The sequence below is a fragment of the Gilliamella sp. X-46 genome (genome assembly GCF_057063525.1).
The window spans coordinates 1-26812 of the sequence record NZ_JBXSQH010000010.1 but is presented as its reverse complement, the minus strand read 5'-3'; the positions used below and the strand labels follow the sequence as shown (position 1 = coordinate 26812).

Here is a 26812-nt window from a genome sequence, read left to right as displayed (position 1 = left end):
AATCATAATGCCAATATTAATTATGTTAAGTTTATATTTTGGGTTATTAATCTGCACATTGTTATATTTAAATAAAACTAATCGAATTAAAATTAAAACAAAAATCAGAAACCAACAAAAACAACCATTAAAAATTCACAAAAATAACAACATTAAACACAGCCCTAAACGGAAGCAAAAGCATGACTGATATGCAATTATGGGATCAGGCGTTAATTGAAAAATATAACTATTCTGGTCCAAGATATACCTCTTACCCTACTGCACTTGAATTTAATGAAAATTTTAATGAGCAAGATTTTTTATCGGCAGCAGCACGTTACACAACAAAGCCATTATCGCTTTATGTGCATATTCCGTTTTGCCATAAGCTTTGTTATTTTTGCGGTTGTAATAAACTCATTACTCGCCAAACGCAAAAAGTCACCAAATACTTAGATATTTTAGATATTGAAATTGCCAAGCGTGCCAAATTGTTTAACAATCGAACAGTAACCCAAATGCACTGGGGTGGCGGTACGCCGACTTTTTTAACTGATGATGAAATCACTCGACTAATAACTTCGCTAAAAAAGCATTTCAATTTTGCCGATAACGCTGAACTTTCGATCGAAATCGATCCGCGAGAAATTACCCCACAAACTATTGATCATTTAGCTCACGTTGGATTTAATCGTTTAAGCATGGGAATTCAAGATTTTAATCATGAAATTCAAAATCTAATTAATCGCGAGCAAGATGAAACATTAATACGTTCTCTTATTAATCAAGCTCGCAAAAATAATTTTGACTCAATTAGTTTAGATCTCATTTATGGCTTACCGAAACAAACAGTTACTAGTTTTACCGAAACGCTCAACAAAGTGATTGATATCTCGCCCGATCGTTTAAGTGTATTTAATTACGCCCACTTGCCGAGCCGTTTTGCAGCACAACGTAAAATTAAAGATGCTGATTTACCTAATGCTAATCAAAAATTACAGATTTTATACACAAGTATTCAAAAACTAACCGAAGCGGGATATCAATTTATCGGCATGGATCATTTTGCCAAACCTACTGATGAATTAGCGATTGCTCAACAAGAAAATCAGCTACACCGTAATTTTCAGGGTTACACAACGCAAGGAGATGCGGATTTACTTGGGCTGGGTGTGTCAGCCATTAGTATGTTAGGTGATAGTTATGCGCAAAACCAAAAAGATCTTAGAGCTTATCAAAGTCAAGTTGAACAAAAAGGTCATGGGTTATGGAAAGGATTTAATTTAAATCAAGATGATATCATTCGTCGAGATGTAATCAAGCAGCTTATTTGCCACTTTTATTTAGATAAAAAAGCAATAGAAGAACAATTTCATATCCAGTTCGATAACTATTTTGCTGAAGACTTAAAATTACTCGCCCCATTGCAACAAGATGGATTAGTCACAGTAAATGACAAGATAATTAAAGTTCAACCTAAAGGGCATTTATTGGTACGCAATATTTGCATGTGCTTTGATATTTATATGCGAAAAATGGCAAGGCAGCAACAGTTTTCCAGAGTTATTTAATTTGATATCGTTTTTCAAATTACTGAAACAACGCGAGTGATTCCTATAAAATAAATATTATGATAAGATTTTGTCCAAATTAATAAAAGAAAGTAATAACTTGTTAATTTATTGTGTTATTAAAGGTTAGCCTTTAATAACACAATTTTATTCTTTAAACATGAAATTTTATTTTTAATAAGGAGTATATTTATAAAATGGGATTGACGAATAAATTAGTGGAAGTATTTCCAACTCGCCCTTTAAAAGTTATGAAACTAAAGCAAGAAGGCTCATTCCATCAAATAAGAAGAATAAGTGCAGCAATAATTTTATTTGTGTTAGCTGTGTTTATAGGCATAAGAAATTATCCTGGATTAATTGATGATTATAAAATATCACGGAATCCAGTTGTGGTTAACTATGACGTAGAAGGAACATGTCGTGCAAAACGTTCGGTTGATAACTGTTCAGTGAAAATTACCACTGATACAGGACAAGTTATTGAGCGTGATTATACTTTCATTGGAGGGAAAAAAGGAAATTATCAAGTTGTAACTATAGCTTCGGCCGATGATCCATCTCTAGTAACAATCGATTTAGCTATTGAGAATATGCGAACTGTATTTGTGGCTACTACTGGTCTTATTCTTTTGTTGTTGTTGGTTACATGGATGAGTTTAGGATGTTTCTTAAGAACACATAAAATGACAAAAGTTATCAAGGAAATTAACGGGCAAAAATTAACACCTGTTATTGTGCCAGTTAAATTAGTTTCTTATGGTAAAACAGTAACAGCTTTATATCGTGCAAACAATGCACAAGGAATAAATGCTAAATATGCAGCCAATTTTAATAAAGACTCAAACGGTGGACCAATCATTATAGGTGATAGGATTAGAAATAAATGTAATGTGTTGGCCGTAGTCGGAGAAAGCAACTCTGTTCCTATTCTTCTTGATCAAGAATTTACGCGCTGTGATTTTACCTATAATGAAATGCAGGCATTAAAAGAAGCTCTCTCTTAATCCAGATATGATATCAAGAATAGTGAAATCAGTTTAAGTTTAAATATTTAAATTTTATACATAGGGCGATAACATCGCCCTATTTTTTTAAACAAAATAAACAAACTGCACTTATTAATGGCTTGCTAGATAAACCTTAAATTTTGTCGTTTGGGCAATCACTTCAACGCTTTTGAATGTTTCATCTAAAATGGTTTGATACGGTAAAAATGAATTTGCCACAATGCACAAATAGCCATTTAATTTTAGGTGTTTTTTCGCTTCTTTGATTAACGTATTAACGGCCGTGTAATCAGTCTGTTTACCGTCATGAAAAGGTGGATTCGAAACAATAAGATGATATTTATCATTTAGATTTGAAAAAACGTCACTCGCTACAACTGTGGCATTAACATGATTACGGTTTAACGTGGCTTTACTTGATTCAATTGCTGCACTGCTTACATCAGATAACGTTAATGTAATATCAGGATATAATTTACCTAGCACCGTGGATAAGATGCCTGAACCACACCCCACATCTAATACATTACCTTTAATAATATCAGTACGATCCATCAATGCATTTAAGAGTAATTCACTACCGGTATCTAACCCTTTTTGGCTAAAAACACCGGGTAAACTTTTGATTTCAATATTTTGATTTTCAATAGTTAAATGATAACTTAACCACCACTCATCAAGATCAAAGGCCAAACGGCTATCCGCCTGAAAATGATATAGGCCACAACGCCTTGCACTATCGATTTTTTGAATTGTCCCAAAATCACTCAATAAAGCTTCCACGCTTTTTACACCTGTTCTATTTTCACCAATGATAAAAATATCACTGCCTTTTGGCATATTATGCAATAAATAAGAGAGTTGAAACTGCGCTTCGCTTTTTGTTTTTGGCCAATAGTAAATTAGCGTATCCATACCGGCATAGAGTTCTGCTTCTGGCAATAATGAAAAATAAGTATTCTTGCCACGAGCACTATTTTTTAAACGCAAATAAGTATGAAATTGCGTGCAATGAATCTTAACTTGATTTGCTGACATGATAGCGGGATAACTGTCTTGAATATCACCAACGATGATCACATTTTTATCGTTAAATAATGTTTGATGACGTTCAAGTACTTGACTTGCTGGCGTAAAAGCAGATGTTGCCATATTTCCTCAATGAAAAACCTTTATAAATTGATGCGTTGATTATACAATTAACTATCTTTAATCTCTAATAAAAAACAGTAAGTCAATAATGACACAACAAGATTGGTACCTCAAGCAGTGTAATATAACGCAATATGTTTTGCGCAACACAAATGTCTTTAAAGGCGAAATCGCTACCCATATCAGCGATAATATCCGGCTAATTGTCGTTGCCAAAGAGCAGCCAACCCAAAAAATCTATCTGGATATATTAAATGCGATCCGTCTTACTCAAGATCAGGTGCTAGTATTAACACCATCTCAACTTATTGTATCTGCCAGTGATATTAAAACGGTAATTTGGTTTATCGATATAACGCCTGAAGAATCTTGGCAAAACCCATTAACGATTCAAACCACTAGCTTAGATCAACTTGCAAAAACACCACAACAAAAACGCCTACTTTGGCAACAGTTATGTCAATATGAAAACTATTTCCATCCTAACCGAACATGATTTAGCAAAAGCTTTTGAATTAGAACAAATCTGTCACGCCATTCCTTGGTCAAAACAGACGTTCTTTTCAAACCAAGGTGATTGCTACTTAAATTTTAAAATAGCTATTGATGACCAAATCGTGGGGTTTTGCATCTGCCAACAAGTTGCTGATGAAGCAAATCTATTTAATATTGCCATACACCCCAATTTTAGAAAACAGGGGCTAGCAAAGGCTTTGCTCAACCATTTGATAGACAGGTTAATAACCATAAAATCGCCCTGCCCTATTTCAACGCTTTGGCTTGAAGTCAGACAATCAAATAGCCCTGCAATCAAGTTATATCATGCGCTTGGGTTTAATCAAATAACGGTTAGAAAAAATTATTACCCAACAACCGGCGGTAAACAAGAAGATGCGATTATCATGGCTTATACGTTAGCTTTGTAATTAACCAATCAGGTAAATCAAAAAAGGAAAGCCGATGTCACAAAATAAAGCTTTACTCTTTGTCAATGGTGAGCCGCCATTGTATGACTTTAGCAATTTAGAAAAGTACACCTATATCGCTTGTACAGATGGCGCTTATCATAATTATTTGTCGGCATTATCAATCGAGCCTGATTTTATTATTGGAGATTTAGACAGTTATCATGTTAACAAAACAATTCCGTCTAAAACCAAAATCATTCATACTCCCGACCAAAATAAGACTGATTTTGAAAAGGCTATTTTATTCTTAGCTTGTAAAGGGATAACAGAATTTGATGTTTATGGTGCTTGTGGCCGTGCTAGCGATCACTTTTTGGGCAATATTTCTGTTGCAATGAAATATTATCATCAATATCGAATCACTTTTTACGATAACTATTGCCATTTCTTTTTTGCCAAGTATGATCAAGAAATTACCAATGTAAAAGATCGTATTATTTCACTAATGCCACTTTCTCAAGTGACACAATTGACCATCACGGGCTTTCAATATCCTTTGATTGACCAAACGCTATCGTTAGGTGGACAGGTTAGTTTACGAAATAAAGCGATCAATAATTTAGTTCACATATCTTTTAAGGAGGGACACCTAATGATTTTTATTGAAAATTTACATAATGTTAATTGATATTGACATTAGCCTTTACATTACTTTACAATGATTCACCAAAATAATAAGCATAATTACTGGTCAAAGGATATTCGCCATGCTTTTAAAAAAAATTTCTGTCCTTGTTTGTGCCTCATTTGTTTCCTGTGTGTCTTTTGCACAAATGGATAATGCACAAAACGAAACAGATAACGTAATCGACACATTTTTTCAATGTGACAATCAGTTTTACGAACAGCTTGCCAAACATCAAGAATCAATAAATCAATACGTTGATTTAGCAACCACACCCGATAATGTAACTTATATCCCTGTTGAATCTATTCAAAAAAATGATAAAAACAAAGTTCTATTTAAAAAACCATTGGAGTATCGAGGTTTAAAAATTACTGGCTATCAAAGCATCTATATTCCTACCACTTTATCTGGTCAATATTTGTACTGGGGATTCATTTTTGATAATAAAGAAGACGAAATTAAAAACGCTTTAAATAATATTAACTGGTTGCCATACAACACCAATGTTTATATCGCAAATGCTAAGATTTATGATCTAAACGCAAAAGTAACAGAATGGCAAGATGACCTTTATGCCATTGATGGCGTTGCGCCAAGATTTGGTACCATTAATAAAGCACTTTATTTAGAAGACGTTACCGATAATCAAAGTAGTATTTTCTGTTCTATCCAAGGTGATTTAAAAAAAGAAATCCTTATCGAAGCCCGTCCGGATCTAAAACCAATCATCGAAAAACAAGAAGCTGAACAACAAGAACGCATTAAAGCATATAAAGAGAAGAAGCAAAAAGAAGAAGCAGAAAAAGAAAAGTTACAGCAACAACAATCTCAACCACAAACCAATACGACAGAAACTACTTCAAAAGATGGAGATAATATTTAAATGAAAAAGGCCAGTTTATTCTTAATTCTCTTTTCTTTTGTAACATTTGCTCATGCAGTTGAAGAAAAAAACAACACCGATGCTAAAACAAATACAGCAGCTGAAAGTTTGAAAGATCCAAGAGTAGGTAAGCAATTTATTCCTACTTCCAAATCTAACGAAGATAATATCATTGGTTATTCATTTTTAGATAGGCAATCAATCAAACCGCATCCTTTCAATGAACGAATTCGTGTATTTAGTGAAGTGACTAATTATAGTCCTCAATTAGTACAAAAAAATGATGATGGTACTGAAACACCATATAATTCCATCAAAATTGATTATTATGCCAATTGTGACAAAATGGAGTTAGCAAAAGGTAAACTAAGAACAATCAAAAATAACTTTGGCGATGGCGAATTAGTTAATACCATTGAAATGCCAAACCGCTGGGTAGCGATAACTCAAGACAACGAACAATATAAGTTATTTGTTATTGCTTGTTCTTTACCGCTTGTTAATAAATAATTATTAGATCCACACCCTATTTTACTCTTGCCACCTTGCTGTGGCAGAGTATATCCGTTTATGCTACTATCACTCTATTATTTATTTGAATGATGATACCTTTATGAATATCACACAATTCCATACGCTTGCTGATCAGTTATTTAATAAAATCGAACTGTTTTTGGATGATTATGCAGATGAATATGACATCGATTTAGACTATGAAACCAATGGTAATGTTATTACCGTTAGTTTTCCCAACGGTAGTAAAATCATTGTTAATACTCAAGAACCACTTTTGCAGGTTTGGCTAGCCACACGAAAACAAGGTTATCATTTTGACTATGTTAATGATAATTGGATCTGTAATCGAACTAACGAAACATTTGACCGAATTTTTTCTGAATCAGTAGTAGAGCAAGCCACTCAATAGCATACACAAAAAACGGGAATTAATTTAACCATTAATTCCCGTTTGATCACGTCATGATACAAGCTAACCGAATAAAAGCTACAATAAAGTAAGATTTGCTAATTTAACCACCAGCCATTTAATACCTTCATTGACAAAAGCTATTTGAGCTCGCTTATGATCACCTTCACCATCGATACAAACAATGGTTCCTTCACCAAAACGATTATGTAATACTTTACGACCTAACTTATAACCATCATCAATTTGGCGAGCCTTTTTAGGATAAGCTTTTTTATAGTCACGATATTCGTTTCGATCAGACGATTTAATAGCACCTCGATGGCTGATCTCGTTTAATGCATCCACCGGTAATTCGGATAAAAACCGTGAAGGCAAATTACGCTCTTCACGACCATATAGACGCCTTATCTCTGCTAATGACAGTGTTAGGCGTTTACGTGCTCGAGTGATACCGACATATGCAAGACGTCTTTCTTCTTCCAATTTTTCGGAATCTTGCGCTGAACGCTGATCTGGGAATATGCCGTCTTCTAATCCAACGATAAACACATTATCGAATTCAAGCCCTTTAGCTGAATGCAGTGTCATCAATTGTACGGAATCTTGTTCATTAACTAAATCTCGGCTTTCTAGTGAAGTATAAGCTAAAAAAGACTCTAAAATAGTTAATGGTTTACCTGTTTTACTATCTTCAATAACAGTATTTTCGTTAGAATGATAAAACTGTTCAGCAGCTGAGACCAATTCTTCAAGATTTTCTAACCTTGATTGCCCTTTTATACCGGGTTCTTGCTCATACATCTGCAATATACCCGATAATTTAATAATAAGATCAAGTTGTTTGTAAATTGGTTGTGATTCTATTTTATCAAAAATAAATTCCATCAGTTCTAAAAAGCGACTCAAACTTAAGCATTGTCTTTCGCTCAATTCGTTGGTTTGAATTAGCATTAAACAAGCATCCCACAATGAAATGCCATGCTGCTTGGATACAGATCTAACTCTATCTAGCGTAATACTACCGATACCTCGTGTTGGCGTATTAATTGCTGCTTCAAAAGCCATATCATTATTATGGTCATGCAATAGTCGTAAATAGGCAAGCGCTAATTTAACTTCTTGCCGTTCATAAAAACGAATAGAGCCATAAATTTGGTAAGGTAATCCCGCTTGTAATAATGTATCTTCAAGTATGCGTGATTGTATATTGCTTCGGTACAAAATAGCGCAACTTGAGTAATTGTCACCTTCTTGATGGCGTTTTTTTATTTGATTTGTAACAAACCTTGCTTCATCAACATCATTATAGCCAACATAAAGCAAAATCTGTTCGCCATCGCCACTTTCTGTCCATAAGTTTTTACCCAACCGCTTGGTATTTTGCGCTATCAACTTATTTGCTGCGTCTAAAATATTACTCGTTGAACGATAATTTTGCTCTAATCTAATAATTTCAGTTTCAGGGTAATCATTGATAAATAATTGAAGGTTATCTGCATTGGCACCACGCCAACTATAGATAGATTGGTCATCATCCCCCACAATCATCACATTAGCGGTATTGCCAGTTAGCTTTTGTAACAAGCGATACTGGATCTTATTGGTATCTTGAAATTCATCAATTAAAATATTACAAAAACGATGATGACAATACTTCAATACTTCTTCGTCTCGACAAAGTAGTTCATAAGTTCTTAGAATTAATTCTGAAAAATCAAGGTAACCGAGTTTATCACAAATAACTTGGTAGTCATGATAAATCGTTTGCCACATGACTTGTTTAGGATCTTCAGGAACAATATCATCCGCACGAAGTCCTTTTTCTTTTTGAGCAGAAATAAAAGCAGCACACTGTTTAGCTGACCATTGTTTTTCATCAATCTTTAGTTCACGAAAAATCCGCTTGATAAGCCGAACTTGGTCTTCGGTATCAATCAGTTGAAAATTAGGCGGCAATTTAGCCTGCTCTGAAAACATACGTAATAACCGATGAGTCAACCCATGGAAGGTACCCACCCACATACCATTAAAATAACCTTCACCGACTAATGCTTGAATACGTTCTTGCATTTCTGCCGCGGCTTTATTGGTAAATGTAACGGCAAAAATAGAACCCGGCGAATAATGCTTTTCAAGACAAAGCCAAGCAATACGATGAACTAAAACGCGAGTTTTACCACTTCCTGCACCGGCAAGAACAATGGTGTATTGGTTATCAGTGGTGGCAGCATTTTGTTGTTCTGCATTCAGGTCCTTTAATAATGATTTATTCATTTCCATTATATTCAAACCTATTTTAATAATAAAAAATGCTAACAAGCATTAATATTGAAAATGTTAATATTTTCATCATATCCCGAGATGTTTTTTGTTGACCGTGATCAAATAGAATATAAAGGTAAGAACAAAGCCATCGAGCGCAGCATACCCCCAAAGCTCAACAAAACTTAACTTATCTTTACTTTAGTTTACTATTTGTTTATGCGGATAAAGGTAAAATTATAACAGATTATCTAATTCTGGCAATTGAGTTATTTCGACGTGAGGTATACACCTTGCATCATCAAGCTGTAAAATATCACGCTCATAAATATTAATAAAGCAAGCTAAAAAGCCATTATTGATGGCACCATTAACATCCGTCAATAAATTATCTCCCACATGTAAGATATGGTGTGATGGAATAGATAGTTTGTGACAAGCCAATTCAAAAATCTCAGGAAAGGGTTTGGAACGCCCGTGTTCACCACCACGTAGTGAAAATTGAAAATAATCGCCTAGACCAATTTGGTTAATATCAACATTACCATTAGTGATCACAGCCAAAGAATATTTGGTGGCTAATTTGCTTAATAATGTATGAGTTGACTTTGGGACTTGAATCTTGTGTCGCCAAAAATTGAAACAAGCAATTGATTCATCGATTACATCTGCAAATTTTTGCACTGGTATATTAGTTTTACTTAACAACGATTTGATAGTTTGAATTCGCCAAACAATCACATCGTGATAAATTTCGGGATTAGACACAAGCACGGCGTGCTTTTCAGCAAAATATGCTGATATCGTTAGCGTGCGTAATTGTTCATAACCTTGAAGCGTTTTGACCATTTCTTCTTCTGCTTTTTCAACGATCATGCTGTTATCGTATAACGTATCATCAAGATCGAAAGTTAATGCTTTAATCGTATTAATAGATCGATAAAAGTGCATCGTTATTTTCCTCTTTTTGCTCTTGGATGTGCTGAATCATAAACTTCAGATAGATGTGAGAAATCCAAATGAGTATAAACTTGAGTTGTTGATAAATCAGCGTGACCTAGCAACTCTTGGACTGCACGCAAATCTCGACTTGATTCAAGCATATGTGTGGCAAATGAATGGCGTAGTTTATGAGGATGAACATGACTGCTTAAACCTTGTTTAACGCCCCATTGTGCAAATCTTTTTTCAACATTACGTGGAGAAATTCGTCTGCCTAACTTTGAAATAAACAAGGCGTCGTCTTGCGGAGCAAAACAATTCCGCATTGACAGCCAATGTTTAATCCATTTAATAGATTCTCGACCTAATGGCAGTTTTCGTTCTTTATTGCCCTTACCCATTACGCGAATTTCGCCATCGGTGAGATTTAATTCCCGACAATCAAGACTAACTAATTCAGAAAGACGCAACCCCGACCCATACATGACTTCAAGCATTGCTCTATCACGGACTGAAAGTGGATCGTTATAATTAATATCAAGCAACTGATTAATTTCATCAATATCAATATTTTTAGGCAGATGCTGACCTAATTTTGGATTTAATACTCCTCGAGCTGGGTTAGCGGTAAGAAGCGAATTTTTTACCATCCAATCACAAAAACTACGCAAAGCCGATAGCCTTAATGATAAACTTCTTGCTTGTAATCCTGTTTGCTTACTACGACTAATTAACACTCTTACTGCCGATGAATCTAGATCTTGCCACGTTGAAATTTCAATCTCTTTTGCCAATGAAATAAGTGCATAAAGCTGGCGTCGATAATTGATTTGAGTATTTAAACTGAGTTGTTTTTCTGATTTTAGATAATTTAAAAACTGATCAACAGGTAGAGTTAAGATAGTATGATCAATTTCGTTAGCCTGAACCATGACATTTCCTTATTTTTTTCGCATAATCCATCGGCTAATTAAAATAGGTAAAATTTCACTCGTTTTTTCAAGTAACAATGTACCTTGTCCAGCTTGATAATGTTCTGGATTAGCGCTAGTAAACATTAACAGCCCCAAATCACCAAATTGCCCCAATAAAGATAAAGCCACCGACCCTACATAACCATGTTCAGGTAATAAAAAATCAAGCTCCGTTGAATTTAATGTACCTAAATATTGTTGACTATACTGTAAATGTCTAACACGAATAAAATCAAATTGTGATGAATTTAAAGCTAAGTGATGGTAATTTGACGGTGCACTAAGCAGCCATTTGTCGTCAAAGAGATATAAATAAGCACCGCTAAGCCCTAACGATTTTGCCCATGTATTTAATAATACAATCAATTGATTGAGATCCTGCGCTTTAATCAATTCAATTTGTAAATCCATCAGTTGGCTAAACAACAACTCGTTAGCGCTGGCATGTTCCATCAATAATGAGATTTCGCATTCTAATTGATTAATTTTGTTGCGCTGACGAGCCATATTCCATTCAGGTAACGAAATAATCCCTCTCACAGGATGAGGCACTCGCATACTCTCAACATGCCGTGCATTTCGCATAAAAAAATCAGGATTATCAATAAGATATTGACTTACAACTTCGTCATTTAATTTTACTGATGAAGACTGTTGTCGAGCTTTTTTTGCTCTTAAGTTTCGTGTATTTTTACCAACCATATTAACGTCTACTTTATTATCGTATTATGTTACTACTACTTTTTGGGTTTGATTAATGCGTTGAAAACACAAATAAAAACTTCAATAAAATCAATACCTTTCCTGACCGATTTTTGCTTTATAATTTTTTATCAACAAATGCTAACATTTATTGGTGATGATATTAAAGTTAAGTCGCAATAAAACCATCATACACATGTGTAGCCGGTCCCGTCATATAAAGAGGTTGATTACCACCTTTCCATTCAATCAATAATTTACCTCCAGGCAAATTAACATTAACACGTTGGTTTAATAACCCTTGATTGATGCCAACTGCAACCGCTGCACAGGCACCTGTACCACAAGCTTGTGTTTCGCCAACTCCTCGTTCAAATACCCGTAAGTTAATATTATCACGATCAATAATATGCATAAACCCAATATTGGCACGTTCAGGAAAACGTTCATGTTGTTCTAATAGTGGACCAAGCGTTGCAACTTCTGCCGTTACAATATTATCAACTTGAATCACACAGTGAGGATTGCCCATAGATGCAACACCACATAATACGGTCTGTTCTTGTGCGCGAATGATATAAGTTTTTTCTTCTTTAATAGCCTTGAAAGGAATTTTATTGGGTTCAAATATAGGCTCCCCCATATTCACACGTACTGTATCATCGTCATTGATAGTTAAAACAATATTACCTTTCATGGTGCTAACTTTTAATACGCGTTTTCGACTCAGGCCTTTTAAACGAACAAAACGCGCAAAACAACGAGCCCCATTACCACATTGCTCAACCTCAGAACCATCGGAATTAAAGATACGATAATGAAAATCACTCTCTGGCACATAAGGCGGTTCAACAATAAGGAGCTGATCAAATCCAACACCCGTATACCTATCTGCCATACGTTTAATCATTTCTGTCGAAAGATGAACATTTTGCGTCACGGCATCAATAACCATAAAATCATTTCCGAGTCCATGCATTTTTGAAAAGTTCATCGTTAATTTACCTTCTACTGTAACAGGTTATTATTTATTTTCTTTTTTTCTAGTGTTTAGCTTTGAATATTAACCAGCATCCACTTAAATCGGAAATGCGATTATCATTAAGCATTTCGATACAATTTATCAAGATTATAAAACCACTTCACCGCGCCATAAATCTTCGAAAGATTCACGCTCACGGATTAATTTATGTTGTTGTTCATCAATGAGCATCACTTCAGCAGGCCTTGGATGGCTGTTGTAATTCGATGCCATACTAAAGCCATAAGCACCAGCGCTACAAATGACCAACAAATCATCTTGCTTAACCGAAAGCTGGCGCTGATAAGCCAGTACATCGCTTGATTCACATATTGGCCCAACAACATTGTATACAAAAGATTCATCGCCAGCTTGTGGTTGTTTTTCGGGCAATATGTTCATCCAAGCATCGTAAAGTGCTGGACGGATCAAGTCATTCATCCCCGCATCAACAATCGCAAAATGGTTATCATCTTGGTGTTTGGTATATTCTACTTTAGTAATTAACACACCTGAATTGGCAACAATAGATCGTCCGGGCTCAAACAAAATTTCAATATCGGGATAATTAGCTAATTTATTTTTTAACTCAGTCACAAGTTGTGATGCTGTTGGTGGTTGCTCGTTATCATAGCACACGCCTAAACCACCGCCTAAATCGATATGTTCAATAACAATATTATCCGATTGTAGTTTATCCACTAAGGCGAGTATGCGATCGGCAGCATCAAGAAATGGCGATAGTTGAGTTAGCTGTGAACCAATATGACAATCAATACCAACAATATTAATATTAACCAATGATCGTGCCTTTCGGTAAACATCTAACGCTAACTCATAGCTAATCCCAAATTTATTTTCGCGTAGACCTGTTGAGATATAAGGATGTGTTTTAGCGTCTACATCGGGATTGATTCTTAATGAAATCGGTGCTGTTTTATTTAATCGTTTGGCAACTTCATCAATTCGATCCAATTCGGCTTCAGATTCAACATTGAAGCATTTAATGCCAACTTCAAGCGCACGTTCAATTTCAACGATTGATTTAGCAACACCAGAAAAAACGATTTTTTTAGGATCGGCACCCGCTTTTAATACTCGCTCTAACTCACCTTGTGAAACAATATCAAAACCAGCGCCCAGTTTTACCAGTAAATTTAAAACAGCTAAATTACTATTAGCTTTAACCGCATAACAAACCAAATGCTTATTATTGGTCAAAGCCTGTTCATAGGCTAAAAACTGTTTACTTATATGATCGGCCGAATAAACATATAACGGCGTACCATACTGCTTAGCAAGATCAGCTATCGCTATTTGATTGGCAAATAAATGATCATGTTGATAATTTAAAAAATCCATCGCTTTATTCCATTATGCAGTTTTAATCAATATATCAGATTGAATTGGAGCAGTTTTTGTTAGTTTGGTTTGTTGCGTTTGTGCCTTTTCAACTGGCTGATAAAGCGGGCCCTTTAATCCACATCCCACTAATGCCAAAGTAACAAAAAAGATAGAGAGTGATTTTATCGTTGATTTCATACAATATTCGCAATTTTTTTCATTTTTTATGATGCTATCTATATTACACGATAGCCATAACAGTGCAAAGCGCAAATAATCATGTCTAACCAAACAGATATAAAAATGGGTAAACTTATAAAGTTAAAAATTCAAGACTAAAACCATACATCAATTGCGCAATTAACTGTTTTATAACAATGAGTTGGATTGATAACAATATCAAAACATCTTGTCAAATCAACCTATCTAAAGCTTACGCATTAATATATTTTTCACGATTTGGCAGCCAACAATCAACTAATTGCACTGCGCTTTGTGGGTAGTTTTTTTGGATATCATAAGAGGCTTGCTGTACTTCGCTAATCAAATGCTGGTCGCGAATCAGATCTACCACCTTAAAATTAGCCATTCCCATTTGTCGTGTCCCTAATATTTCACCACCACCTCGAAGTTCAAGATCTTTTTGGGCAATAACAAAGCCATCATTACTTTCACGCATAACCTTCATGCGTGCTTGGGCTATTTTGCTTAAAGGCGCTTGATACATCAACACACAATGAGACACCGCCGAACCACGTCCAACCCGTCCACGCAACTGATGCAATTGGGCTAAACCTAACCGTTCTGCATTTTCGATAATCATTAAGCTAGCATTAGGTACATCAACACCGACCTCAATGACCGTTGTGGCAACAAGCAGTTGAATTTTTCCAGATTTAAAGTCTTGCATGACTGATTGTTTTAAATCAGATTTCATTTTGCCATGCACTAACGCAATGCTTAAATGAGGTAAGCGCGCTTGTAATTCAGCAACCAACATTTCAGCCGCTTGCGCATCAAGCGTTTCGGACTCTTCAACCAAAGTACACACCCAATATACTTGGCGATTGTCTAAACAGGCTTGATTTACACGTTCAATGATCTCATCTCGGCGAGTATTAGGTATAACAACTGTAGTAATAGGCGTTCGTCCCGGTGGTAATTCATCAATAATTGAAATATCGAGATCGGCATAAACTGTCATGGCTAATGTTCTGGGAATAGGTGTTGCAGTCATAATTAATTGATGTGGATAAAGATGATCTTTAATTCCTTTTTCCCAAAGACTTAAGCGCTGATTAACACCAAAACGATGCTGCTCATCAATAATCACCAAACCTAATGAATTAAATTGCACTTTATCAACAAATACCGCGTGCGTTCCAATTAACATGGTAATTTCACCATTTAAAATACGCTCATAACGCTGCCGCTTATTTTTGGCAGTTAAACTCCCAGATAACCAATCAACAGAAATACCAAGAGGATCAAACCATTGTTTAAAATTGTGATAATGCTGTTCTGCTAATATTTCAGTCGGCGCCATTAAGACCACTTGGTTACCGTTTTCAATCGCATTTAATGCGGCTAATGCAGCAACTAACGTTTTACCAGAGCCCACATCACCTTGAACTAATCGCATCATGGGCACAGATTTGGTCATATCTTGATAAATATCTTGCACAACTCGTTGTTGAGCGCGAGTTGGCGTAAAAGGCAATGATGATAAAAACGGCTTAATCAAGCTTTGATTTGGAAGAAACTGATGCGATTGCTGGTTTTGGTTATGTTTTTTTATCATCAACATACTCAAATGGTACGCAATCAATTCTTCAAAGATAAATCGTTTAATCGCAGGGTGTTCGCCCGATTCTAACTGCGCAATTTGAGTATCAATCGGTGGATTATGAATAGTATTTAAACACTCTAATGCGGACAAAAAACGACAAGCTAGTTGTGGTGGTAAAATTTCCTCTGGAGGATTGTTTTTCAAAAACAATAACGCCGTCATAATCGACCGTCGAATCACTGTTTGAGATAATCCATAGGTGGTTGAATAAATAGGCGTATATTTTTCTTCATCATCATCTAAAGTGACGCTTTTATCATTCTGATTGGTTTTAAGTTTAAATTGAGGATGAATAATTTCAAGGTGGTTTTTTCCGCGTTTTATTTCACCATAAGCACTGACCCATTTTCCTTTTATTAACGAAGCTTTCATGCCCGCAGTAAAATGCATAAATCGTAATAAAGCAATGCCTGAATGGTCTTGAACATAGCAAACGAGCATTTGCCGACGGCTAAATGTCACTTCGCTTTTGACAATCACACCTTCTATTGTCGTAAATTCACCGATAACAGCATCACCAATAGCACAAGAAGAAGTGCGATCTTCATAACGCAAAGGGAAATGCAATAGCAAATCTTTGGCGGTATAAATCCCTAATGTATTGAATTTTTTTTCTAAACTTGCCCCAATCCCCGTTAATTTTATTAACGGCAAATGGTCTAGAAAGCGATTTATCATAATGACTAATTTATATTTCGTACAACACTTACTACATCAGGCTGAAGTGATATTTTGCGAATTAATTCATTAAGTTGCTGAGTATTTTTTACTTCTATCTGCAAGATAATAGTATAAATTTGCCTATCTTTTTCTTCAGTATTTAGCCATTGCAAATGGGTATTTTCATCATTAATAATTGAAAGAATATCAGCTAAAGAGCCTTGCGTATTTAAAATATCAACCCAAATTTCGGCAACAAAGCGTTGAGAAATATCAGGTGCCCATTTAAGCGAAATATATTTTTCCGGGTTATGTTGATACCCCGTAATATTTCGGCAAGATTCATGATGCACTGTCAGTCCTTTTTCAGGGCTAACATGCCCAACAATGGGGTCGTTGGGGATAGGATGACAGCACTTAGAAAACGTAACCAAAACGCCTTCACTGCCAGTAATAACAAGTGTTTTGTTTGGCTCTGCTTTATTTGCCAATAGCGATTTATGTTCTAAACCTTTTGCAATAAAATGACTCATAATATTGCCTAGCCCAATTTCGGCTAAGACGTCATCAAAAGTGGGCAATTGTGCTAATTCAACTACTCGAGCTTTTTGACTCGATGATAGCCCATTAATACCGCCAGATTTAACTAACGAAAGATTAAGTAAACGCCGACCTAATTCAACAGCATCATCACGTTTAAGTGTTTTAAGCGCATGACGAATACGCAATTTTGCTTTAGCACTCACTACAAAATTTAACCAATTAGCATTAGGTCGCCCTTCTGGTGAGGTAATAATTTCAACCGTCTGACCACTGCTTAAGGGCTGTGATAGTGGATAAGGTTTACGATCAACTATCGCACCAATACATTGATAACCAATGTCCGAATGAACCGCATAAGCAAGATCAACTGCAGTCGCCCCTTCAGGCAACTGAACAATACGTCCTTTAGGGGTAAAAACATAAATCTCTTTAGGAAATAAGTCTGATTTTACGTTTTCGATAAATTCAAAAGAATTCCCTACACTTTGTTGTAGTTCTAGCAAGCTTTGCATCCAGCGCTGTGCTTTAATTTGCGTTGTAGTATTGTTTAATTCGTCAGTTTCGTTGTATACCCAATGCGCAGCAACACCCATTTCTGCCATTTGATCCATATCTTCAGTACGAATTTGCACTTCAACTGGTGTGCCATGTGGTCCAATTAATGATGAATGTAATGACTGATACCCATTTGCCTTAGGAATCGCTATATAGTCTTTAAAGCGATTAAGTCGAGGTTTATATAAATTATGCACCAGCCCAAGCGCACGATAACAAGTATCAACATCTTTAACCACAATTCTAAAAGTGTAAATATCCATAATGGAATGAAACTGCTGCTCACGCAGTTTCATCTTTTGATAAATCACATAAATATTTTTTTCGATACCTGTGACATTGGCATCAATATTTGCATCAAGTAATCGCTGCTTTATTTCAGACAAAATCTGTTGAATAAGTTCTTTTCGGGTATTACGTGCTGTTTTAATCACTTTTTCAATTACTTTAGCACGATTGGGATGCATTGCTGTAAAGCCCAAAATCTCAAGTTCAGTTTTTATATGATGAATGCCTAAACGATGAGCCAAAGGGGCATAAATTTCGAGGGTTTCTTTAGCAATGCGGCGACGTTTGTCAGGTCTTAAAGCCGACAGTGTGCGCATATTATGAGTACGATCGGCAAGTTTAATTAAAATCACGCGCACATCTTCGGTCATGGCAAGAACCATTTTCCGAAAATTTTCAGCTTGCGCCTCTTGCCTGTTACGGAATTTTAATTTATCAAGTTTAGAGACACCTTCTACTAAAACAGCGACATGATTACCAAATTTGTTTGTAATATCTTGAAAAGTGACTGGAGTATCTTCAATAGTGTCATGTAAAAGTGCGGCAATAATGGTCTCATAATCAAGCCGCATCTCAGCTAAATTTGTTGCCACTGCAACAGGGTGAGTTATATAAGGTTCACCACTACATCGGAATTGCCCTTCATGAGCATTTTTAGCAAAAAGATAAGCATCTTGTATCAATTCGACTTGTTTAAGAGGAAGATAGGATGCTACAAGCTCTTTTAAGCTATCAAAATATTGCATAAGCAATTCCAGTCAAGCTAAGCTTATTCGTACGATGGCGTGTTTTCGAGAAGAATCGACTCATGAAGCGTTGCACGCACTTCAGCTTCTTCATCTTGGCGTGCTTGGAAATCGGCAACATCAAGAATTTGCTTATTGACAAGACCTTCTTCAATTTCACGCAAAGCAACAACGGTTTCTTTGTCGTTTTCTTCCGGAACCAGTGGTGATTTATTTTCAACTTGTAGTTGACGAGCGCGTCTTGCTGCTACAATAACGAGATCAAAGCGATTACCAATTTTTTCTACTGCATCTTGAACAGTTACACGTGCCATTTTTACCTCTAAAATTGTTTACTAAAATGCTTCATTTGAAAGATCTAGTATTCTACTTAAATTTGTAGGGCATTGTCTATATTAATATTGGTTTATCTATCGAAATGAAGGGATATTTAGATAAATAAAAAAAAACAAATCTTCCATATTAAATCACCATTATGATAACTGATCATATTCATCGTTAATCTTATTATCCATATGCTCCTTACTTTGAACCAATCTAACCGCAAAATAAAGATCATAAGCAAACTCAATATATTCCTCATCAAGCTTAATATTCATTTTTTTAAACCAGTTTTTGAGCGTTTTACGTCGACCAGATAAAATTAGAATAATGTTTCTTACTTTTAAAGACTTCACCAATTCATCAATTCCCGACAACACACTAACGTCTTTATAAGTAAAACAAGGAATCGCATCAACAATCACATAGTTTATAGGTTCTTGAGCTTCGTCAACATAACTAATAATTCTTCGTTTAAAATACGCAATATTGAAATACGTCAATGGAGAATTAAATCGATAAATCATCGTATTATTGAGTGGTTTTACATCTTGGCTTATTGAATGAATTCGACCACTTTCATCAACGCCTAGTAATTGATCGTTTGGCCTAAATACACGACGTAAAAACAAAAATAGCCCTAATAACACTGCTAACGCCATACCAGGAATAATACCAATAACCAGTACTGACACAAGTGTTGTCAAACTTAAATAAAACGCATCTCGATCAAATTTAAAAAAGCGGATGATCGTTTGAAAATTGATTAATGAAATTGAAGAATAAATTAAAATCACCCCTAATACGCAAGTTGGAATAAATTGCAAAGGAGAAAGAAAAAACAACACAACTATACCAATTAACATTGCAGCAATAATCGAAACGAGCTGAGTTTTTCCCCCATTAGCATCATTCACAGCAGTTCTTGATGAAGTGCCACTAACCACAAAACCTTGAGATAATCCTGCTACAATATTGGCAATACCTAACGCTTTAAATTCGACATCAGCATTGGTTTCATAGTTATTTTTAGAGGCAAAACTACGTACAGTTATCATCATACTCACAAAACAGATGATGGCAATATTAAGTGAAGGGACAACTAAATCACGCATTAAACCTTTATCAAAATCAAGCCATGATTCAGCAGGAATAAAATCACTACTCACATTACCAATAATACGGATATTAAAATACTCAAAATTAAACAGCCATGAAAAAAACGTCATCACAATAACGGCTAACAACGGTGCTGGATATTGAGGCTTTAAACGCTTTAAAACAATTAAAATTAATAACGTAAAAAATGAAACCAGTGCAGTACCTATATGGATTTGTAGTATTTTAAAGGGAAAATACACAATTCGCTCAATCAAATAAGAATAGTCATAACTAAAGCCCAATGTTTTAGCTAACTGATCAACCATAATGGTGATTGAAATACCGTTAAGCAAACCAATTAAAATGGGCTGGCTTAGTAAGTCGGCTAAAGCGCCAAGATGTAGCTTTCCTGCAATGATACACCAAATACCAATCATGATTGTTAATATCACAACTAATTGCCAACGCAAGATTGGATCATTTGCCGCTAACGGTAATACAACAGCCGCAACCACAGCACAAGTAGCCGTATCAGGCCCAACAATAAGTTGCTTAGAAGAACCAAAAAGCGCATACACAATTAAAGGCAAAATGGTCGAATACAATCCTGCTATAGCACCAACGCCAGTCAATTCAGCATAAGCAATTGACACGGGTAATGAAACAGCGGCAACCGATAGACCAGCCTTAATATCAAAACCAAAATACTCGCGTTTATACTGTAATAAACTACTTAATCCAGGCATCCATGAAGTTATTTTTTGAAAAAAAGCACTGTGAAAAAATCTGCCCATACTGATCCTTATTTTCCGGCTATGCTCATATTATCAATCAAAATTGAGCCACATTGAATATTCGTTCTTGTTTCGACATCATTACCAATTGCCACAATATTTTTATACATATCTTTAAGATTGCCAGCAATAGTAATTTCGCTAACCGGATATTGAATTTGTCCGTTTTCAACCCAAAACCCAGTGGCTCCGCGTGAATAATCGCCTGTCACACCATTAACACCTTGCCCCATTAATGAAGTCACTACAAGACCTTTATCCAATTTTTTAAGCATACCATCAAAACCCGCATTATTTTGGCTTGGTGATACAAACCAATTATGAATTCCACCTGCATGCCCAGTCGATGTTAAGCCCAATTTACGCGCAGAATAGTTACCTAACAAATAAGTTTGCAACACGCCTTGTTCAACAATATTACGTTGAACTGTTTTGGTACCTTCATTATCAAAAGGTGACGACCCAACGCCTTTTAGAATATGAGGATCTTCATAAATGGTTAGCCACTTAGGAAAGACAGCTTGCCCAACACTATTTAATAAAAACGAAGATTTCCGATAGATTGCACCGCCACTTATGGCGCCTACTAAATGCCTAATTAGCCCAACGGCAACTTCGGCACTAAATAGCACTGGCGCTTGCATTGTTGCGATTTGTTTAGCGCCTAAATGTGAAATCGCTCTGTCGGCCGCCTGCCTACCAACCCAATTTGCTGATTTTAACTCACTAAAATCGCGTGATGAAGTATAAGCATAATTACTTTCCATCTGCCCTGCTTGTTCAGCAATAACAGAGCATGAAAGTGAATGTGAACTTGCGCAATAACCTTGTAACATTCCTAAACTATTGCCATACACATAAACACCATAGCGACTACTAAAATAACCGCCATCAGTATTAATTAATTTTGAATGATTGAGCGCGGTTAACTCGGCTTGTTTGGCCTGCTCAATAGCATTATCAACATTCAAATCACTTGGGTAAAATAAATCTAAATCGGGTGGATTAAATGCCATTTGGCTTGCATCGCCCAAACCAGAGCAAGGATCGGGTGAGGTATATTGCATAATATTAATTGCCATATCCACAGTCTGCAAAATAGCCTGTTCGGATAAGTCATTAGTTGATGCACTGCCTTTACTTTGATTTTGATAAACAGTTATTGATAGCGCACCATCACTATTAAACTCAACATTTTCAGTTTCGCCACGACGCGTACTTACACTAATACCCGTTGATTGATTTATCGATACCTCAACAGCATCAACACGTGACTTTGCTTGATTAATAGCATTAGCGACAATTGTTGATAAATGTTCTTTTTGGTTTAAGGCTTCTTTTTTAATCTGTTCAATACTCATTTTATTATTTTCTACAATTCTGCTAGTGATAAGTTATAATAAGCCAGAATTGAATATTAGTTAACAAAAGAAATAACATGAATCACAATCAAGAGACAAATCTAGAACCAAACTTTGCTATTGACAATGAAGACGAGGAAATCATTTACGTTAGCAAAAGTGAAATCAAACGCGATGCCGAAGCCCTCAAAAAATTAGGTATTGAGCTTGTCAATTTAAGCAGAAACGAACTAGAAAAAATCCCTCTGGATGAAGATCTTATTTATGCCATTGAACTTGCGCAAAAGATAAAAAAAGAAGGGTATCGCAGACAAATTCAATATATTGGCAAGCTTTTACGTAGCCGAGATATTGAACCTATTAGCCAAGCGCTTGATAAGCTCAAAAATCGCCACAATCAACAAATTGCCCTATTTCACAAACTCGAAAAGCTACGCGATGACCTGATCGCAACTGGCGATGCTGAAACCATTATGGACTTATACCCAACAGCTGATCGCCAGCAACTGCGCACTTTAGCTCGCTTAGCTAAAAAAGAGCAAGAAGCCAATAAACCCGTCAAATCGGCAAGGCAAATTTTTCAATATTTAAAAGAATTGAGCGATACAGAATAATCTTTATAATGTGCGCTTATTGTTATTAACAAACACTATATAAACTTAGATAGAGGATACAAAAATGGGACTTTTAAATGTACCAGCAGGTAAAGAATTACCAGATGATATTTACGTTGTGATAGAAATTCCAGCTAATGCTGATCCAATAAAATATGAAGTCGATAAAGACACTGGTGCAGTATTTGTTGACCGTTTTATGGCAACAGCAATGTTTTATCCATGTAACTATGGTTATATTAATCACACATTATCATTAGATGGTGATCCAGTTGATGTATTAGTCCCAACACCATACCCACTACAACCGGGCTCTGTTATTCGTTGCCGCCCTGTTGGTGTATTAAAAATGACTGACGAAGCTGGCCAAGATGCAAAACTAGTTGCAGTGCCTCACAGCAAACTATCAAAAGAATACGATCATATTAAAGACGTTAATGATTTACCTGAATTACTTAAATCACAAATCAAACACTTTTTTGAACAATACAAAGCATTAGAAAAAGGTAAATGGGTTAAAGTTGACGGTTGGGATAACGCTGAGGCAGCTCGTAAAGAAATTATTGAATCATTTGAACGAGCCAAAAACAAATAAAATTAAGTAACAAAAAAACTTAAACAAAGCCATAAATACCATTTATGGCTTTTTATTTTGTATAAAAGCTGTTGATCTTTCATTATCAAGGTACAGATAAGTTAAATTATATCAGCATAGTCGGGTTAGCATATTGTATGATGTGGCTAAAAATGCAAAGGAGGATTATGATTAATACAAAAAATCAACAGCCTCTAATATATCGACTTTCGAAATAATTTAAAAGATTCAATTACACAACAATTTACTTTTTATTAATTAATAAATGACTATCTAAAAATTTAAGAAAAACTGCATTCTAAGTAAAAAAAAATTATTATTAACATCTTGCTTTCGATTATAATTTATGCGGTAATAGCAATGGGTAAACAACAAAGTAAAAAATTACGGAAACGATTCACCTTAATTAATGTAATCTTGAATACATGATTATAGTTTTGAGCTACATAATTGATACAATGTTAATACCCATACGAGCCGAAAGGCTAATTATTAATTATTGTTAGGATGTCTAGTAAATGAATAAGAAAACAGGCCAAGTGAAATGGTTTAATGAAAGTAAAGGTTTTGGTTTTATTACCCCTGCTGATGGAAGCAAAGATGTATTCGTTCATTTTTCTGCTATTTCAGGTGACGGTTTCAAAACCTTAGCTGAAGGGCAACAAGTTGAATTCGCTATCCAAGATAGCCCTCGTGGACCAGCCGCTGCTGAAGTTGTTGTTATCTAATAACTGAAGCTTTAAAAATTCATTTCCATACAGCAACGCCCATTCGCAAATGGGCGTTTTTTATATTCTAAAATTACTCAATTTAATGAATAAAAAAAGCGACCCTAAGGCCGCCTTTAAACAAAGCTAAATGCTAATTATTTTTTAGAAATAACAGCAATTAAGTCTAATACTTTGTTTGAATAACCCACTTCGTTGTCATACCAAGAAACAAGTTTCACAAAGTTATCGCTTAATTGGATACCAGCTTTAGCATCAAATACAGATGTACAAACTTCACCTAAGAAATCGGTAGAAACAACATCATCTTCAGTATAGCCAAGAACGCCTTTCATCGGGCCTTCAGCAGCTGCTTTGATTGCTTTACAGATATCTTCGTATTTAGCAGGTTTTGCTAAACGAGCTGTTAAGTCAACAACAGAAACGTCTGGAGTAGGAACACGGAAAGCCATACCTGTCAATTTACCATTTAATTCAGGAATAACTTTACCTACTGCTTTAGCAGCACCAGTTGATGAAGGGATGATGTTTTGAGCAGCACCACGACCACCACGCCAATCTTTATGAGATGGACCATCAACAGTTTTTTGAGTTGCTGTGGTTGCGTGAACAGTAGTCATTAACGCTTCAACAATACCAAAGTTGTCGTTGATAACTTTAGCTAAAGGCGCTAAACAGTTAGTAGTACATGATGCGTTAGAAACGATATCTTGACCTGCATAATCTTTATCATTAACACCGATAACAAACATTGGTGTGCTATCTTTTGAAGGACCCGTTAAAACAACTTTTTTAGCGCCAGCTTGGATGTGCTTACGCGCAGTTTCGTCAGTTAAGAATAAACCAGTTGCTTCAGCAACAACATCAACACCGACTTCGTTCCATTTCAAGTTTGCAGGATCGCGTTCAGCAGTAACACGGATTGCTTTACCGTTAACAACCAATTTACCGTCTTTAACTTCAACTGTACCGTCAAAACGACCGTGAGTTGAATCATATTTAAGCATATAAGCCATATATTCAACATCTAATAAATCGTTGATTGCAACAATTTCAATGTCTGAACGTTTTTGAGCAGCACGGAAAACAATACGGCCAATACGGCCAAATCCATTAATACCTACTTTGATTGTCATAACAATTACCTTCTTTTTTTGTGTTTTTAATGTTAAAAATCTTTCCTGTAAACTATCAAATTTTAAAGATTTATTCAAGAAGATTCCTAATAATTAAACACGAATTGATTAAATAGATTAGACCAAGTGTAGATAAGATAAATTATCGTAAATAAAATCATCGTGTTATTTAAAATAACGGCCCAGTATGATAAGACATACTATAGTTAAACATTATTGTAAAAAGTTTATATGCGCGATAGATTCAATCGGATAAAAAGCAGGCTGAAACATTTTCCTTTAAATATCTATTAAAACGACAAAAAACTATATTATATGCTAATAACCTAGCTTAGTTGTTGGCGCATTCTGATGCTGAAATAAGACAAATAAAATAAATTATTGTTTTTTTATGCTTTGCATTTTTTGATTGGGTGTTTTTTGTTAAAAAACACCAAAAAAAACTTTAATAAAATCAATACCTTTTCTGACCGATTTTTAATAAAAAATTGAATCCTTTTTTGAGAGTTAAAAGCGATTATTGCTTTGGTTGTTTGGATCTTATGTTGTTGTAGTAATTAACCACAACAACACAAGCCCAGTTTTACTGGTCCGCCCCAACTACGCGGAGGGCTGTTCTTTGTTAGATTATCCTATACCTGCACTATAACCCCCCCCGCGGCCCAAGGATTAAGAACTAAAAAATAAAAGCTAAGGTGTGGTACAAACAACCCAATAGCTGTAGCTGGAAAGGAAGTATCCGACGTTACCGAAGGTCGAGCCGACATAGAAGCCATTAATACCGAAAGCGTCGCTCGTCCAATAGGCGTCGTCGATGAAGCACAAATCAGCGTAGCGGGTCATGCTGCCCCACTCAGAGAAAAAACCAGCCCCCATGTGACGCATGTAATGATCCTCAAATGAGGATGGTAAGGCGCCATCTATGCCATTTCGACATGGGAAAAAAGGAAGCGCACCACACATCGCATTAGTTAAATCCTTAATCTGTGGCAAACGATAACCCAGACTTCCACACCAAGTGGATTGATTAGACAAGGTATCCCGTTTATTACCCCGATTGACGAACCACTGCTTTAACACAAATCCATACCGAACCTCATTACCTCGACCATCCCTACCGACCAACTCAAATGTCTGTGGCAAAGGTAGTACAC

25 protein-coding genes and 1 pseudogene are annotated in these 26812 nt (G+C 35.6%); 11 read left to right on the top strand and 15 right to left on the bottom strand.

Annotated elements, in window-relative coordinates; translation table 11 throughout:
- Window positions 1-182: 182 nt before the first annotated feature.
- Complete coding sequence (gene hemN, locus ACYIAJ_RS07715) at window positions 183-1553, top strand: oxygen-independent coproporphyrinogen III oxidase (RefSeq protein ID WP_483564604.1); 1371 nt, start codon at window positions 183-185, stop codon at window positions 1551-1553.
- Window positions 1554-1750: 197 nt separating this feature from the next.
- The gene (locus tag ACYIAJ_RS07710; protein WP_483558873.1) at window positions 1751-2560 is read left to right on the top strand and encodes a hypothetical protein; all 810 of its coding nucleotides are present in this window, start codon (window positions 1751-1753) and stop codon (window positions 2558-2560) included.
- Window positions 2561-2674: 114 nt separating this feature from the next.
- Here ACYIAJ_RS07710 and rsmC read toward each other — a convergent pair whose 3' ends face one another.
- Window positions 2675-3715 (bottom strand): 16S rRNA (guanine(1207)-N(2))-methyltransferase RsmC, encoded by a 1041-nt coding sequence (gene rsmC, locus ACYIAJ_RS07705; RefSeq protein WP_483558874.1) that lies wholly within the window; start codon window positions 3713-3715, stop codon window positions 2675-2677.
- Between the two features lie 88 nt (window positions 3716-3803).
- On the opposite strand from rsmC, the gene ACYIAJ_RS07700 reads away from it, so the two are divergent.
- From ACYIAJ_RS07700 to cyaY, 6 genes are all read left to right on the top strand, one after another.
- Complete coding sequence (locus tag ACYIAJ_RS07700; RefSeq protein ID WP_483558875.1) at window positions 3804-4211, top strand: DNA polymerase III subunit psi; 408 nt, start codon at window positions 3804-3806, stop codon at window positions 4209-4211.
- Window positions 4180-4641, top strand: a complete 462-nt coding sequence (gene rimI, locus ACYIAJ_RS07695; protein ID WP_483558877.1) for a ribosomal protein S18-alanine N-acetyltransferase — start codon at window positions 4180-4182, stop codon at window positions 4639-4641. Before ACYIAJ_RS07700 ends, rimI begins: the two co-directional genes overlap by 32 nt.
- Before the next feature lie 34 nt (window positions 4642-4675).
- Window positions 4676-5311: a thiamine diphosphokinase gene (locus ACYIAJ_RS07690; RefSeq protein ID WP_483558879.1), complete on the top strand. Its 636-nt coding sequence runs from the start codon at window positions 4676-4678 to the stop codon at window positions 5309-5311.
- Between the two features lie 79 nt (window positions 5312-5390).
- Window positions 5391-6194 (top strand): hypothetical protein, encoded by an 804-nt coding sequence (locus ACYIAJ_RS07685; RefSeq protein WP_483558881.1) that lies wholly within the window; start codon window positions 5391-5393, stop codon window positions 6192-6194.
- Window positions 6195-6704 (top strand): surface-adhesin E family protein, encoded by a 510-nt coding sequence (locus ACYIAJ_RS07680; protein WP_483558883.1) that lies wholly within the window; start codon window positions 6195-6197, stop codon window positions 6702-6704.
- A gap of 103 nt (window positions 6705-6807) precedes the next feature.
- Window positions 6808-7119: an iron donor protein CyaY gene (cyaY, locus tag ACYIAJ_RS07675; protein ID WP_483558885.1), complete on the top strand. Its 312-nt coding sequence runs from the start codon at window positions 6808-6810 to the stop codon at window positions 7117-7119.
- A 78-nt stretch (window positions 7120-7197) separates the two neighbouring features.
- On the opposite strand, the gene uvrD is transcribed toward cyaY, so the two are convergent.
- The 12 genes from uvrD to pmbA form a co-directional block, all read right to left on the bottom strand.
- Window positions 7198-9396: a DNA helicase II gene (uvrD, locus tag ACYIAJ_RS07670; protein ID WP_483559007.1), complete on the bottom strand. Its 2199-nt coding sequence runs from the start codon at window positions 9394-9396 to the stop codon at window positions 7198-7200.
- Window positions 9397-9621: 225 nt separating this feature from the next.
- Window positions 9622-10335 (bottom strand): 5-amino-6-(5-phospho-D-ribitylamino)uracil phosphatase YigB, encoded by a 714-nt coding sequence (yigB, locus tag ACYIAJ_RS07665; RefSeq protein WP_483558887.1) that lies wholly within the window; start codon window positions 10333-10335, stop codon window positions 9622-9624.
- A 2-nt stretch (window positions 10336-10337) separates the two neighbouring features.
- Window positions 10338-11258, bottom strand: a complete 921-nt coding sequence (xerC, locus tag ACYIAJ_RS07660; RefSeq protein WP_483558889.1) for a tyrosine recombinase XerC — start codon at window positions 11256-11258, stop codon at window positions 10338-10340.
- Window positions 11259-11267: 9 nt separating this feature from the next.
- Window positions 11268-12002 (bottom strand): DUF484 family protein, encoded by a 735-nt coding sequence (locus ACYIAJ_RS07655; protein WP_483558890.1) that lies wholly within the window; start codon window positions 12000-12002, stop codon window positions 11268-11270.
- Window positions 12003-12171: 169 nt separating this feature from the next.
- Window positions 12172-12996, bottom strand: a complete 825-nt coding sequence (gene dapF, locus ACYIAJ_RS07650; protein ID WP_483564603.1) for a diaminopimelate epimerase — start codon at window positions 12994-12996, stop codon at window positions 12172-12174.
- Window positions 12997-13131: 135 nt separating this feature from the next.
- Window positions 13132-14385: a diaminopimelate decarboxylase gene (gene lysA, locus ACYIAJ_RS07645; protein WP_483564602.1), complete on the bottom strand. Its 1254-nt coding sequence runs from the start codon at window positions 14383-14385 to the stop codon at window positions 13132-13134.
- Between the two features lie 12 nt (window positions 14386-14397).
- The gene (lptM, locus tag ACYIAJ_RS07640; RefSeq protein WP_483558896.1) at window positions 14398-14565 is read right to left on the bottom strand and encodes an LPS translocon maturation chaperone LptM; all 168 of its coding nucleotides are present in this window, start codon (window positions 14563-14565) and stop codon (window positions 14398-14400) included.
- Window positions 14566-14800: 235 nt separating this feature from the next.
- Window positions 14801-16894, bottom strand: coding sequence for an ATP-dependent DNA helicase RecG (recG, locus tag ACYIAJ_RS07635; RefSeq protein WP_483558897.1), 2094 nt, complete (start codon window positions 16892-16894; stop codon window positions 14801-14803).
- 5 nt (window positions 16895-16899) lie between these two features.
- Window positions 16900-19008 carry a bifunctional GTP diphosphokinase/guanosine-3',5'-bis pyrophosphate 3'-pyrophosphohydrolase gene (gene spoT / locus ACYIAJ_RS07630; RefSeq protein WP_483558899.1) on the bottom strand — a complete coding sequence of 703 codons (2109 nt, stop codon included), beginning with the start codon at window positions 19006-19008 and terminating at the stop codon, window positions 16900-16902.
- Window positions 19009-19031: 23 nt separating this feature from the next.
- Complete coding sequence (gene rpoZ / locus ACYIAJ_RS07625; RefSeq protein ID WP_091345929.1) at window positions 19032-19322, bottom strand: DNA-directed RNA polymerase subunit omega; 291 nt, start codon at window positions 19320-19322, stop codon at window positions 19032-19034.
- A gap of 159 nt (window positions 19323-19481) precedes the next feature.
- The gene (locus tag ACYIAJ_RS07620; RefSeq protein WP_483558900.1) at window positions 19482-21224 is read right to left on the bottom strand and encodes a SulP family inorganic anion transporter; all 1743 of its coding nucleotides are present in this window, start codon (window positions 21222-21224) and stop codon (window positions 19482-19484) included.
- 8 nt (window positions 21225-21232) lie between these two features.
- Complete coding sequence (pmbA, locus tag ACYIAJ_RS07615) at window positions 21233-22585, bottom strand: metalloprotease PmbA (protein ID WP_483558902.1); 1353 nt, start codon at window positions 22583-22585, stop codon at window positions 21233-21235.
- Between the two features lie 77 nt (window positions 22586-22662).
- On the opposite strand from pmbA, the gene yjgA reads away from it, so the two are divergent.
- The 3 genes from yjgA to cspE all read left to right on the top strand — a co-directional run bounded on the left by yjgA (window position 22663) and on the right by cspE (window position 24522).
- Window positions 22663-23199, top strand: coding sequence for a ribosome biogenesis factor YjgA (yjgA, locus tag ACYIAJ_RS07610; RefSeq protein ID WP_483558904.1), 537 nt, complete (start codon window positions 22663-22665; stop codon window positions 23197-23199).
- A 64-nt stretch (window positions 23200-23263) separates the two neighbouring features.
- On the top strand, window positions 23264-23794 hold the full coding sequence (ppa, locus tag ACYIAJ_RS07605; protein WP_483564601.1) for an inorganic diphosphatase: 531 nt from the start codon (window positions 23264-23266) through the stop codon (window positions 23792-23794).
- Between the two features lie 518 nt (window positions 23795-24312).
- Window positions 24313-24522 (top strand): transcription antiterminator/RNA stability regulator CspE, encoded by a 210-nt coding sequence (gene cspE, locus ACYIAJ_RS07600; RefSeq protein ID WP_025315032.1) that lies wholly within the window; start codon window positions 24313-24315, stop codon window positions 24520-24522.
- Window positions 24523-24659: 137 nt separating this feature from the next.
- Here the strand turns inward: cspE and gapA are convergent, their stop codons facing one another.
- On the bottom strand, window positions 24660-25658 hold the full coding sequence (gene gapA / locus ACYIAJ_RS07595) for a glyceraldehyde-3-phosphate dehydrogenase (RefSeq protein ID WP_091345936.1): 999 nt from the start codon (window positions 25656-25658) through the stop codon (window positions 24660-24662).
- A gap of 690 nt (window positions 25659-26348) precedes the next feature.
- A pseudogene (locus ACYIAJ_RS07590) lies at window positions 26349-26812 on the bottom strand (hypothetical protein); the annotation flags it as partial.